The following is a 12,062-nucleotide window of genomic DNA, read 5'->3' as shown; positions in this document are numbered from 1 at the left end:
CTTTGGTATTACCATTGTAACACCATTTCCCTGAAAATTCAAGAAATCTCGCACAAGGCGAGACTTCTGCTACCGTTCAATAATGCGATAATAGGTTCGGCTGGTCCACTTGTAAATGACAAAGTAAATCAAGGTAACTGCAAGTAATGTAATACCACTAACCGTGTAAATCACGCCAGAAGAAACGTAAATCATGCCAGAAGAAATCACACCAAACATCAGCAGCATCTGCTTGAGCATGACCAGGGCGACGACAAAGTGCAGGGTCGCCATAGCCAGTGGCATAAAGAAGACCAAAAGCGTTTGAGAGTTGATGGTTTTCTTTACAGCCTGCTGGCTCATACCCACTTCCTGTAAAATCTTGTAGGATTTCTTGTCCTCATGCCCTTCCGAATCCTGTTTGTAGTAAATAATCAAGGCAGCACCCAGCAAGAAACTAATGCCCAACAAGAAGCCTGTAAAGAGGAAACCACCTGTGAGGCCCATGATCATATTGGTAAAGTCTGTTTTCTGCATGACGTATCCAAAAGATTCTCCATTGGCATCGCTGATATTATAGGCAGCACCTACCTGTTCACCGACTTTTGCTACTTCTTCATTGGTCAAGTCGGTAAAGACACGGTAGTCCAGACTAACCTGATAGCCTTGCGGATTGTTTGATTCATAGAAGCTACGAATGGTTTCCAGAACACTATCATCACTAACCACCATGACGGCAGCATTGAGCGTATTAGTAATATCAGGGAAAATAGCTGTATCAAGATTTACTACATTCTCGAAAGTACTATCACCCAAAGTGACTTTCTCTAGCGAAGACTTTTCACTCGGACGCATAAAGGCAACTTGATTGGCAGAAAGTTTTGGCAAGTCATTGCCCAACTTCCTGAAATCATCTTGGGTGATGAAGTAGGTAAAGGCCATCTTGCTAAAGTCTGGATTGGCAATAGTTTCTGGGCTAACAACAATCTCACTCCCACCATCATAGACTAGACCAGCTTGATAGGTCAGATAAGATAAGCTGTCATTGGCTTTTTCTGGAAAATGGCTGAGCACCGATTGCTGATAGGCACTTTCACCCTGACTTCTATCCGCAACATGATAGGTAATGGATGTTTCCTTTGGATAAAGTCCACTGGTCATATTTGCCATACCTGTATAGAGGGACGTCGTTGTCGCAATGGTCACAAAGGCCATGACCGCAAGTAGTGTGATATTGGCCAAACCTGTTGCGTGCTGCTTCATCCGAAAAATCATCTGCGAAGTCGTAATGAAATGCTCTGGCGTATAGAAATACCGCTTGTTTTTTCGACGAGCCTTCAAATACCAAGTCATAAAGCTGATGTAGAACAGATAGGTCCCCGCAATAACAAAGAGCACAGCGATAAAGAACCGAAAGATAAGAGCTACACCTTCTGCTTTAGATGAAAGTGATAGGTAGTATCCAATACCCAGTCCCACTACACCAAGAGCAGCTAGAAGAACATTGCCTTTTGGCTCCTTCTCCCCTTTCTCACTAGCTCGGAACAAAATCAGCGGACTGGTCTTACCAATGGTCCGAATGGCTAGCAATTCCAAGAGAAAGAAGATACCAGCAAAGAGAAAGGCGGTCATGACAAAGGCCAAAGGGGCTATTCCAAAATGCAAATCACTATAATGTGTTATATTGACAAAAATCAAGTAGAGAACATTTGAAAACACACCAGCTAAGATAGAACCAAGAACCACAACTAGCAAGAAAATCATCATCAATTCTAGGCTGGCTATCAAGGCTACTTTTTTCTTGTTCATCCCCAGCATGTTATAGAGACCAAATTCCCTCGCCCGTTGTTTCATCAGGAAATTAAAACTATAAATCTCCATAATGACCGAGAAAATGGTCAGAACAACAACACCAAGACCGATAGAAACGGCACCAGAGCCCATGGTCTTCATAACTGGACTCAGCATGAGTAAGAACATGGAACAAATCAGAGTAAATAGCACAAGACTGGCTAAAACGAAGGGAGCAAACACACCCATGGATTTTCGGATATTTTGCCCAGCAAGTTTGAGGTAAAACATCTACTCACCCCCTAAAAGTGCAGACATATTGAGCGAAATTTCCTTGGCAAAGTCTTGATTGCTCTTGCCTGCCTTGTATAGTTGATGGAAAATCCGCCCGTCCTTGATAAAGAGTACTCGCTTAGCATGACTAGCTGCGTTGGCTGAGTGAGTCACCATGAGAATGGTTTGCCCGTCTAAGTTGATGTCTTCAAACAAATTCAGCAAGTCTTCCGAATTGCGGTAATCTAGGGCAGCTGTCGGTTCGTCCGCTAGGACAATCTGTGGCTGGGTAATCAAACTACGAGCAATGGCCACGCGCTGCTTTTGTCCACCAGAAAGTTCAAAGGGACGTTTTTTCAGCAAATCTTGAATGCGTAATTTTGGAGCTAAAGCTTTCAAACGTTTTTCCATTTCCTCATGGCTGGTACGTGCCAATACCAGAGGTAAAAAGATATTGTCTTGGATGGACAGGGTGTCCAAGAGATTAAAATCTTGGAAGACAAAGCCAAGATTACGCAAGCGAAAATCGGCCAGCTCGCTCTCCTTGATTTTGGTAATATCTTGATTGTTCAAAAGAACAGAGCCACGAGTTGGCTTGTCCAAGGTTGCTAGAATATTGAGCAAAGTCGTCTTACCTGAACCACTTTCACCCATGATGGCGATAAACTCGCCCTCTTCTACCTTAAAATCCACATCTTGCAAGGCACGAGTTTCCTCTTTTGAAAAACGCGTGCGGTAAACTTTTTCTAAATGATTGATTTCTAATAACATAGTTACTCCTACTTTTCTTTATTTATTCATCTGCTTGATCAAGTACTTCTTGATAGTTGATACGGTCTGATTTCGCAACGTCCTTCTCAGACCCTATCTTATAATAGCTGTCCTGAACGCCGATAACCCAGTCATGACTAGAAGTCACATAAAGGTTATTCAAGGAAACAGTTTCTTTTACCGATCCATTATCTTTGACCGCTGGCCATTCCATAAACTGAACTTCTGTTCTTTGGATACTATCTTCTGTTACTTCGACCTTACTAATAGCATAGTCTTTTCCTTTGTAATGAAAGGTCTGATAGCCTTCATCAAAGCTAAGACCTGCTGAAGAGGCAGAACAAGCGGTTAGCATTATACTGCCCAAAGCTAGCAAGCCAAATGCTTTCTTTTTCATAGTTTCCTCCCTCTAGTATGCCATAAATCGCATACTTTGCAAATCATGGGCAAGTTCTTCAAAGAATGCAGCTTGTTCCATGAGTTCCATCTTCTCTTTTTCTGAGAACGTTTTTTCTTCAATTTGTTTTGCTTGTAGAAACTTGAATGACATAAGATTTCCTTCTTTCTTTTTCTTATGTGTCCATTATAGTTCATTTCCGGTACTGCTACTCTTACAAGTTTGGTCTCAAAACTTACAAGTTTGTAAGAAAAAAGATACCATTTCTGGCATCTTCTACTGAGTTTATTTCGTTTTACCAATGAAGTCAATCATCTCATCCAAGGTCACTTTGCTATCGGTAACTAGCAGGTAGGCATCGTTTCCTTGCAATTCCGCAAAGGCATCTGGCATACGTTTGACGGTCTTGAGTTGGTCTGCGTAGCGACTGTGAATGTCATCTGCCGTGTGGACATAGTTGGTTGTGTCACGGCGGGTTGCGACCAAGCAATATTGTGGAGCAAATGGGCGGTCAGCCACGTCTTGTCCGACAACGATATTGGCATAATCGCGGAAGAGATCAAGCGAATGAGCGTAGTTATAGGCCTCTACAGTAAAACCACCTGCCATGCGGTTGTTGTACTCAATCGCAATGTAATCATCGCCATCCTTGAAAAACTCGATATGGAAAAAACGCTCCTTCATGCCGAAGGATTTGACAATGGAACGCCCATATTCCACCAACTTGGGATCCAGTTCCTTCTCGATGTAGTAGGCATTGTCCTTCCTAGACAGCATGAGCTCTAGAGGTGTGTGGACATAGGTCAGACCCGTTTCAAAAACCACATTGCCCTTGGCATCAACCAAGCCGTCATAGGTGGTGATAATGCTGGAATCCACAAATTTCTCAAAGAAATAGACAACCTGACGGTCCCAGTTTTGCTTGAAGGTTTCCAAATCTTCTGGGCTAGTCAATTTGAAGGTTCCTGAAGCCCCTACTCCGTTATCAGGCTTGGCAATCATGGGAAAACCGATGTGCTTGACCGCTCGATTGATGTCATTGTCTGTTCGCACCACTTGCCCCGGCACAACAGGCACTCCAGCCTGCTTGAAGTACTTTTTCATCTCGGACTTGAACTTGGTTTTCTTGAGGTGATTTGGCTTGGCACCGAACACATCAAATTGCTTACGGAGACTAGCATCATTTTCCAACCAGTGCTCATTATGGGACTCGATGCGATCGATTGGCCCATGCTTATAAATCAAGAAAGCCGTCGCTCGCTTGACTTCGTCGATATTCTCCAAGTCTTCCACACGGAAGTATTCTGTAAGGGCATGGCGGAGCTCTTCAGGAAGTTGATCGTAGGGCTCTTGTCCAATCCCGAGTACCTTTACTCCCTCTTTCTTAGCCAGTTCAATGGTAAAAGGCTGGAAATTCTCAGGATAAAAGGGTGAAATTACTAAATAATTCATAGAAAACTCTCCTTATAGACCGATTGCGTGTAGGAAGTAAGGCATCTGCTTTCTCCACCAGACCCAATCATGTGCCACATCTGTCCCCCAGGTGTCAAACCAGGCAGGGATATTCTTCTCTTCAAAGGCAGCTTTGAGTTTGTAGAAGGAATCCAGTCCATCCTGCTCCCAGTCGCCCAAACCTGTGCAGACAATAATATCAGCTTGACGGTATTTGTCGATAAACCAGCCGTCGTTCTGATTCCATATGTAGTCCGCTGGTGAATTTTGATAGACAACATCGTCATGTCCGTAGTCTTGATTGTTGTTAAAGAAGCGAGCATCGTAGATACCAGACAAGGCAATCACCTTGTTAAAGACATCAGGGTGCTGGAGGAAGAAGTTGAGGGCATGATAGGCACCCATCGAGCAACCTGTGGTCATCATAGGGTCAAACCATCCTGTCTTATGCTTGATAAAGGGAATTGCTTCTTCAATCACATAACGTTCATAGGCACGGTGAGCCTCAGCCTTATCGTGCACAGATTTCCACTCTGCCAACCAGCTTTCTGTATCAAAACTTGTCAAGGTGAAAAACTGAACATGACCAGCTTCAATCGAGCCACGACAAGCCTCAATCATCCCAAAATCAGCGTATTCATTGTAAGAGCCACCTGATGAAGCAAATACAACCACAGGAATCCCTGCGTGTCCATAACGGTTTAGATTCATTTCGCGGCCAAGATTTCCTGACCAGTGACTTAAAAATTCAACGTGCATATCATTCTCCTCACTATTTTCTAAAAACTACCATTTCTCACTTAAAAAACGCAAGCAATCCGGTAAAAACTGGGCCCAGGCTTCTTCATTGTGAATGGCACCTGAGATGACTTCTAAGGCTAGATTATCCAATTCAACGCCTCCTGCAACCAACTGACGATAGTAGGTCAGGGAAGAGTCGATGTAGGCCTGCTTGATATTGCCTGCCATCAGCGTCTTGTCTGTATCATCTGCTTCTTCTGTTCCAACGTAGATATAAACCCGTTGGTCCTTGTCCAAGTTCTGCCGCTCAATATAGCGGTCAAAGGCATCTTGATGGAGCCAATTGGCTGATGAAAAGACCCCTAGACAGCCAATTTGGTCTTGATAAGCTAGCCCCATAAACTGCGTGATATTGCCTCCCAAGGACGAGCCAATCATGGCGGTGTGAGCCTTGTCAGGCTTGGTGCGATAGGTTTGGTCAATGAAGGGTTTGACCACATCCATGACAAACTCCGCATACTCTGTTCCCTTGCCACCAAATTGGACACCAGGAATGCTTGTTTCGCTGTATTTCCAAGCAGAATACTCGTGCATCCGATTCAGTCCGTCATTGTCAATGGCCACCACAATCATCCGGGCAATGTCAGGGTTACGCTTGATAGCTGGAATGACCTTCCAAGAATGACCCGAAAAGGCTTCCTTGCTATAGAGGACATTTTGCCCATCGTGGAAATAGACCACTGGATAGTGCTGGTCGGTGTCTTCTTCATAATTTTTTGGCAAAAGGACACGAACACGGCGATTTTGCTTGAGATAGGGAACTTGCAACTCATGTGTTCGCATATCGAGGTAAAAATAAGACTTGTTCATAGGCATCTCTTTCTGACAGTATATCTAGTATTATATCATAGTTTCTACGAAATATTCAGAAAATTTAGTTATTTTACTTTATTATTCGTTCTTTCCGAACAAACTAGCTTCCTGTTTGAGCCGTTCCTCGTAGTTCTGTCTGTAGTTTTCCAGTTCTTTCTGTTCATGGCTGGTCAGATTTTCAAAGATAGACACTTCAATCCTGTCCTTATCTCGTCGCCAGGTCGCAACCACTCGTCCCTTGTAGAAAACAACGGGCTTGACAATGCCTGTCAGTGTATAAATCTGGCGGATATGCTTTGGATCAAAGAATGGATTGCCTTTTTTTTCGTAACCTAGCAAAAGTTGGTCAAAACCTGCAATGAAGAGGCAGTCTGGCACTTCTGCTTCTTCTAATTCTCCTAGATAAAAGCGTTCTTCCCCAGCTACTTCTATAGTTTTTAAATCCAACTGCCTCATCCAATCTAGGACCGTCGACTTATTTTCCTTGAAGTAGTAACGGGCATCCGCTAAGCTGACAGGACCAAAACCTGCAAAATACCGACGAGCGATTTCCAGCTCTGCTTTTTCCCGAGAAAGTGGCTGACAGTCTGTCAGGCGATGAAAGCGTTTGGCACCGTACTCCTGATAGACTTCCCCACGCTCGACCATGTAGCGAAAAAGGCCGCCCCAAGCATTGAAAACCTGCTTCTCCTCTTCCTGCGTCATCTTTTCCGCACGACAGAGGATTTTCAGCTCCTCGCGGGTCATAGGGGCTTGTTCCAAGGCTTCTAGGATGAGCCGATGATACTTCTGCTTGGTTTGAGGTGAAAAATCATCGCGACCGACGGTTTGAAGATAGTCGGTACTAGCCATCCGCCCCTCGTGGATATAGAGAGGAATTTCCGACTTGAGATAGGCATGAACCGTTCGTCGAATGGACCACTGGCGTGTCAGTTCTTGCTGCCAGCTCCCCTCATGAAAATCCTCTGCTGTCATACGGTTGCGAAATCCGACATGAACATAGGGTTGAAACTGAGCCTGTAAACCATTGAGATTTTGGCAGATTCTCTGGGCAGACTGGGGAGCTAATAAGCCCTGTTTCTGCAGGATAATCCCCTTCCAAGTATCGTAATTCATTCGTTTCTCCTTCGCTTTTCTAACCCCAGTATAACACAAAAGACACCCGGAGGTGTCTGGATAAGCTAATTAAGGCAACATGTAAAAGACAATAGCCATATATTGCAGAGCTGAAGCCAACATGATAAAAAGATGCCAAATCATATGATCGTAGGGGCGTTTTCGGGCATAAAAAATGGCTCCAAAAGTGTAAGATAGCCCTCCAAATAGCATTAAGAGCCAAAATAATAAACCTGTCTTTGTGACAATAGCAGGTAAAATGAACACAACCAGCCATCCCATAGTCAGATAGAGAGCTAGACTGAATTTTTCATGAATTGTTTTAGCAAATATCTTATATAAAATCCCAAAAATAGTGATTCCCCACTGCAAAATGATAATCAAATAGCTTTGCCATCCTTCCAAAAGCAAAAAAGCAACAGGAGTGTACGAGCCTGCAATGGCAATGTAAATCATACTGTGATCAATGATCCGCAAAATGTACTTGTGGGTTGAACCATAGCTCATGCTATGATATACGGCCGATGATAAAAACATCAAAAAAAGACTGATGACAAAAATTGACATGCCAACGGCTGCTTTGAGATTATAGCTTGTATAAGCATGTACTGCTGTAATGGGAAGCAGAATCAACATGGTTAAAGCCCCTATGGCATGAGTGACACTATTGCCAATCTCTTCTCCAAATGTCAGGCGTTTGCTTAATTTTAAGGTGGTATTCATGACAATTCCTCATAAGTTTTCCAGTAGTTGATGGGTAGCAAAATAGCATTTTAAAGTTTGGCAAGCCGTTTCAATAATGAGAGGCACATCAGCCTGCTCCTCTCTCATGGCAGCAACAAAATAATTATAAAGAGTTTCAGAATCTCCCTGACTGCGTAAATGATCTAAAACGCGGCTAATTTCTTGAATCGAAAACGTATTTTTTAAAAAAGTAATCGCAATTAACCTTGCTAGCTGTTGCTTTTGATACTTTTTCTTAAAAGGCTTTTCGATATAACCATGCTTAACATAATTATTGACCATAGAAGCAGTCAGTCCTTTATCTGTCGCTTGGGGAAATGGCTGTGCTGTTTGATTGACTAAAAGCAATACCTGATCAAGGTAAAGTTCTAAATCCGGTAAGTCTGACCAGTAGGGAATATTGGAGAACATTTTTAAAACTCCTTAATCTAGTTTTGTTAACTAGATAATATCATTTTACAAATATACTTGCAACTAAAAAACCTTTCTAGTCACAGAAAGGTTCATATGGAAGGCCAATACGAAGTCTTAGCTATTCAGGAGCACTTGTTAGGCTAGCCTTCTCTGATAAGCAATAGCCATAAGCCCCGTCACACAAAAGCCTAAGCCAATCCAAATAAAACTAGCGATATGAACGCTAGACGGCAAGATGGTCATAGTCAACGTACCAAGTGGCATAAAGAGAATGGCTACAGTGTAAATGGTAGAGATGACCCGCCCCATGTAAGCCTTTGATACACGAGCTTGTACCCGACTGAAAAAATGAATGTTAAAGACAACCATACTGGCTTCTGCTAAAAAATTTCCCGTAAAGGAAACTAAGTGAGGTAAACCTATCAATGCTGAGAAACCAATGAGGGCATACCCCAAGCCAGAAATCACCAGAAACATCAGCATCTTAGTTGACCCTGCTATAAGACGACTCGCTAGAAAAGCACCAGACAAAGCACCAATAGCAGCAAAACTCATTAGATTAGCATAAGCATTATCACTTGCAAAGAGGCCATTGCTAAAAGGAAGTAAGTACATCAGCATAGCTGCAAAAATATTGACCACAGCAGCTATAATCAGCAAAAAGAAGATTTCCTTCTCTTTCCGAATATAAGAAAAGCCATCCCAAATATCGCTCAAAATCCCTCTTATCGTAAACGGGGTTCTCTTGACATCACTATCCTTAGCCTCATCGACACGGATAAGATAGACTGTTATAAATGAGACAAAAAAGGTGGCACTATCTAACAACAAGGTCAGCCGAATGCCCAAAGCACGTAACAGCCAATAGGCAACTAAAGGAGATGACACCTTAATCAGCTGGACTAAGGTCTCTAGTTTGGCATTATAGGAGACAAGCTCCTCTTTTTCAACCACTTCTGGCACAAATGCCTTGTAGGAAGGGCTTGAAAAAGCTGAGGAAAGCGCCAATACCATGTTGACCAAAATCAAGCCATACAGCATGTGCCTTTCATTTCCCAAGCAGGCAACCACTAAACACATCAGACCGCCTATCGCATCGGTCCATAGTAAAATCTTTCGCCGTTTGAAGCGATCAGAGATTGCCCCACCAAAAGGATTAATCAGGATGGACACCAGCAAATCAGCTATCTGATAAGCGCCTAGATAAGTCTGACCGACAGTTCCTAGTGATGCTATCCAGCTATTGTTACCAAAATCATAGAGACTATCTCCTAGTTTATTGACCACGCGGCTGATTAAGAGTTTTTTAGCATTGGTATTCATAAAAACCACCTTTCTATTTGTAGAGCATTAGTATAACGCAATAGCAGGTGGTTCTTCTATTTTTATTATATATGGGAATTTTTTCCTATCCAACGGTCAAAATGATCCTGATAAGTTTTAGCATGATGCGGACTTTCCAACCAGTCAAAGATTTGTATAGCCTTTTTCATCTCCTCTGCGCCAGCTTTTTCCCCAGAAGCATAGACTAGAAAGCCTTTAAAGTAAAGATAAAGGATGCGATGATAGGCATTTCTCTCATTGTCTAACATAGGGGCTAGCCGTGCCTCATAGCTTTTAGCCAGTGACAGCTCTCCTCTTTCAATCATGATTTGCATGACATTTAGTAAGGTAGCTTCCACTAGATTGCGATGAGTGGCTATTTCTTGATAAAATGGCTTGCGCTTTAACACCTCATCGATAATCTGACAAATAAAAGCTGTCTCATAAAAAGCGATGAGATTGCCGATGAGAATCAGCTCAACAATGGTCCAATTTTCCGTGCAAAACAGATGATCTGACACCGTAGCAAGATCTGAGAGGGACATCTGACGGCTCTGATCTAGATCACATATCATCCCTTTAAACAAGATGCTGTTGAGCAGTGCCTGCTTATTCTCAGGGTCTTCAGTAAACTTTACCACTTCGGCTTCTACCAGTGCCTCAAGCCCACGGATATCGTGCTTGTAGTGAAGACGAGCCATCCGAGACATGAGTGTAATCTGTTCCTCACGCTTGTAATGATGAACCCTATCCATATATTCATCGGCAGTCACATTAATCTTATGCAGTGCGTAGAGAAAGCGGGCCACTGTCAGGTCCGATTCGCCCCGTTCAAAACGTGACAATTGAGACAAAGACAAGTCAGGACCTGTCACTTGAGCTAGTGTCATCTGCCTATCTAACCGAAAGGATTTGACAAATCTAAGGCAGTCTTCGGCCGCCAAGAAACCTTTAAACTGGGCGATAAAGATTGTACACTGGTCTTGATTAAAAACCCAGTTGGTGCTACTCAGGCCATTGAAATGATGAAACTGGCTCCATACGATTTTAGCCTGTCAGTCCTTCTCAATGCCAACTACGCTGACGGTATTGATACCAGCTGGATTTGGGATGCTGACTTTGAGCAGATTACCCAAATGGACATTCCCCAAGTCTTTGCAGGTGGTGTTCGTTCGTCTGAAATCGCCCGTCGCCTCCGTGTGACTGGCTATCCTGAAGACCAGATTACTGAAACACCAAAACTGGAAGACATCATGACCTTGATTGAGCAATCGAGTAGCCAACATGCTTATATTTTAGCTACTTATACAGCTATGCTCGAATTCCGCGACCTGCTGGCTCAACGCCAAGCCGTTGGAAAGGAGATGAAATAATGGTCTATACGTCATTAAAAAGTCCTGAAAAAGACTATCTCTACGATCTCCACGTCGCCCATCTCTACGGTGATTTGATGAACACCTACGGTGACAATGGCAATATCCTCATGCTCAAGTATGTGGCTGAAAAGCTCGGTGCTCGTGTTCAGGTGGACATCGTTTCGCTGACAGATGAATTTGACAAAAATTTCTACGACATCGCCTTTTTCGGTGGTGGTCAGGACTATGAACAATCTATTCTTGCAAAAGATTTACCAACTAAAAAAGACAGCCTAGCAGATTTTATCGAAAATGACGGTGTCATGCTGGCTATCTGCGGTGGCTTCCAGTTGCTCGGTCAATACTACATCGAAGCTGGTGGCCGCAAGATTGACGGACTGGGTATAATGGGCCACTACACCCTCAACCAGACCAACAACCGCTACATCGGTGACATCAAGATTCATAACGATGAGTTCAACGAAACCTACTACGGTTTTGAAAACCACCAAGGCCGTACCTTCCTAGCTGACAACCAAAAACCGCTGGGCAAGGTTGTCTATGGTAATGGCAATAACAAGGAAGACGGCGGCGAAGGCTTACACTATAAAAATACCTTCGGTAGCTACTTCCACGGACCAATCCTGTCCCGCAATGCCAACCTGGCCTACCGCTTGGTCACAACTGCCCTCCGTAAAAAATACGGACAAGACATCCAACTTGCCAGCTACGCTGACATCCTCAGTAAAGAAGTCGCTGAAGAATACGGCGATGTGAAAAGCAAGGCAGAGTTTGAGAAATAAAGCAAAACCGCTTCTGATCATAGAGGCGGT

The 12,062-nt window shown here is 43.4% G+C and carries 13 protein-coding genes and 1 pseudogene; 2 read left to right on the top strand and 12 right to left on the bottom strand.

Annotated features, from left to right (window positions below):
• Positions 1-69: 69 nt before the first annotated feature.
• The 12 genes from G575_RS0106530 to G575_RS0106475 all read right to left on the bottom strand — a co-directional run bounded on the left by G575_RS0106530 (position 70) and on the right by G575_RS0106475 (position 10,764).
• Complete coding sequence (locus G575_RS0106530) at positions 70-2,061, bottom strand: FtsX-like permease family protein (RefSeq protein WP_027972025.1); 1,992 nt, start codon at positions 2,059-2,061, stop codon at positions 70-72.
• The gene (locus G575_RS0106525) at positions 2,062-2,814 is read right to left on the bottom strand and encodes an ABC transporter ATP-binding protein (protein WP_024410062.1); all 753 of its coding nucleotides are present in this window, start codon (positions 2,812-2,814) and stop codon (positions 2,062-2,064) included.
• A 22-nt stretch (positions 2,815-2,836) separates the two neighbouring features.
• Positions 2,837-3,211 carry a NisI/SpaI family lantibiotic immunity lipoprotein gene (locus G575_RS0106520; protein ID WP_027972024.1) on the bottom strand — a complete coding sequence of 125 codons (375 nt, stop codon included), beginning with the start codon at positions 3,209-3,211 and terminating at the stop codon, positions 2,837-2,839.
• A gap of 12 nt (positions 3,212-3,223) precedes the next feature.
• On the bottom strand, positions 3,224-3,364 hold the full coding sequence (locus tag G575_RS12165) for a hypothetical protein (protein ID WP_156874727.1): 141 nt from the start codon (positions 3,362-3,364) through the stop codon (positions 3,224-3,226).
• A gap of 132 nt (positions 3,365-3,496) precedes the next feature.
• Complete coding sequence (locus G575_RS0106510; protein ID WP_027972023.1) at positions 3,497-4,663, bottom strand: ATP-grasp domain-containing protein; 1,167 nt, start codon at positions 4,661-4,663, stop codon at positions 3,497-3,499.
• A gap of 12 nt (positions 4,664-4,675) precedes the next feature.
• Complete coding sequence (locus G575_RS0106505) at positions 4,676-5,422, bottom strand: esterase family protein (protein ID WP_027972022.1); 747 nt, start codon at positions 5,420-5,422, stop codon at positions 4,676-4,678.
• Between the two features lie 27 nt (positions 5,423-5,449).
• Positions 5,450-6,274 (bottom strand): alpha/beta hydrolase, encoded by an 825-nt coding sequence (locus G575_RS0106500; protein ID WP_027972021.1) that lies wholly within the window; start codon positions 6,272-6,274, stop codon positions 5,450-5,452.
• A gap of 81 nt (positions 6,275-6,355) precedes the next feature.
• On the bottom strand, positions 6,356-7,393 hold the full coding sequence (locus G575_RS11255; protein WP_051176964.1) for a DNA glycosylase AlkZ-like family protein: 1,038 nt from the start codon (positions 7,391-7,393) through the stop codon (positions 6,356-6,358).
• 69 nt (positions 7,394-7,462) lie between these two features.
• Complete coding sequence (trhA, locus tag G575_RS0106490; protein ID WP_027972020.1) at positions 7,463-8,116, bottom strand: PAQR family membrane homeostasis protein TrhA; 654 nt, start codon at positions 8,114-8,116, stop codon at positions 7,463-7,465.
• A 9-nt stretch (positions 8,117-8,125) separates the two neighbouring features.
• Positions 8,126-8,548 (bottom strand): DUF1836 domain-containing protein, encoded by a 423-nt coding sequence (locus G575_RS0106485; RefSeq protein WP_027972019.1) that lies wholly within the window; start codon positions 8,546-8,548, stop codon positions 8,126-8,128.
• 138 nt (positions 8,549-8,686) lie between these two features.
• Complete coding sequence (locus G575_RS0106480; protein WP_027972018.1) at positions 8,687-9,874, bottom strand: MFS transporter; 1,188 nt, start codon at positions 9,872-9,874, stop codon at positions 8,687-8,689.
• Positions 9,875-9,939: 65 nt separating this feature from the next.
• Entirely contained in the window at positions 9,940-10,764 is an 825-nt protein-coding gene (locus tag G575_RS0106475; RefSeq protein ID WP_051176962.1) for an Rgg family transcriptional regulator, read from the bottom strand.
• A 15-nt stretch (positions 10,765-10,779) separates the two neighbouring features.
• Here G575_RS0106475 and G575_RS0106470 point away from each other — a divergent pair.
• Positions 10,780-11,247, top strand: a pseudogene (locus G575_RS0106470) (DUF1727 domain-containing protein); the annotation flags it as partial.
• Positions 11,247-12,032, top strand: coding sequence for a lipid II isoglutaminyl synthase subunit GatD (gatD, locus tag G575_RS0106465; protein ID WP_027972015.1), 786 nt, complete (start codon positions 11,247-11,249; stop codon positions 12,030-12,032). The pseudogene G575_RS0106470 and the gene gatD, both read left to right, overlap by 1 nt.
• Positions 12,033-12,062 lie beyond the last annotated feature (30 nt).

Source organism: Streptococcus plurextorum DSM 22810, from assembly GCF_000423745.1.
Taxonomy (GTDB): domain Bacteria; phylum Bacillota; class Bacilli; order Lactobacillales; family Streptococcaceae; genus Streptococcus; species Streptococcus plurextorum.
Note: the sequence above shows the minus strand (reverse complement) of the source record. Positions and strands in the feature narration are given on the sequence as shown.

Coding starts and splice junctions, on each gene's coding strand:
- G575_RS0106480 (WP_027972018.1), bottom strand. CDS start 9,874: ATGAATACCAATGCTAAAAAACTCTTAATCAGCCGCGTGGTCAATAAA.
- G575_RS0106525 (WP_024410062.1), bottom strand. CDS start 2,814: ATGTTATTAGAAATCAATCATTTAGAAAAAGTTTACCGCACGCGTTTT.
- G575_RS0106500 (WP_027972021.1), bottom strand. CDS start 6,274: ATGAACAAGTCTTATTTTTACCTCGATATGCGAACACATGAGTTGCAA.
- trhA (WP_027972020.1), bottom strand. CDS start 8,116: ATGAATACCACCTTAAAATTAAGCAAACGCCTGACATTTGGAGAAGAG.
- G575_RS0106505 (WP_027972022.1), bottom strand. CDS start 5,422: ATGCACGTTGAATTTTTAAGTCACTGGTCAGGAAATCTTGGCCGCGAA.
- G575_RS0106520 (WP_027972024.1), bottom strand. CDS start 3,211: ATGAAAAAGAAAGCATTTGGCTTGCTAGCTTTGGGCAGTATAATGCTA.
- G575_RS0106485 (WP_027972019.1), bottom strand. CDS start 8,548: ATGTTCTCCAATATTCCCTACTGGTCAGACTTACCGGATTTAGAACTT.
- G575_RS11255 (WP_051176964.1), bottom strand. CDS start 7,393: ATGAATTACGATACTTGGAAGGGGATTATCCTGCAGAAACAGGGCTTA.
- G575_RS0106530 (WP_027972025.1), bottom strand. CDS start 2,061: ATGTTTTACCTCAAACTTGCTGGGCAAAATATCCGAAAATCCATGGGT.
- G575_RS0106475 (WP_051176962.1), bottom strand. CDS start 10,764: ATGACACTAGCTCAAGTGACAGGTCCTGACTTGTCTTTGTCTCAATTG.
- G575_RS0106510 (WP_027972023.1), bottom strand. CDS start 4,663: ATGAATTATTTAGTAATTTCACCCTTTTATCCTGAGAATTTCCAGCCT.
- G575_RS12165 (WP_156874727.1), bottom strand. CDS start 3,364: ATGTCATTCAAGTTTCTACAAGCAAAACAAATTGAAGAAAAAACGTTC.
- gatD (WP_027972015.1), top strand. CDS start 11,247: ATGGTCTATACGTCATTAAAAAGTCCTGAAAAAGACTATCTCTACGAT.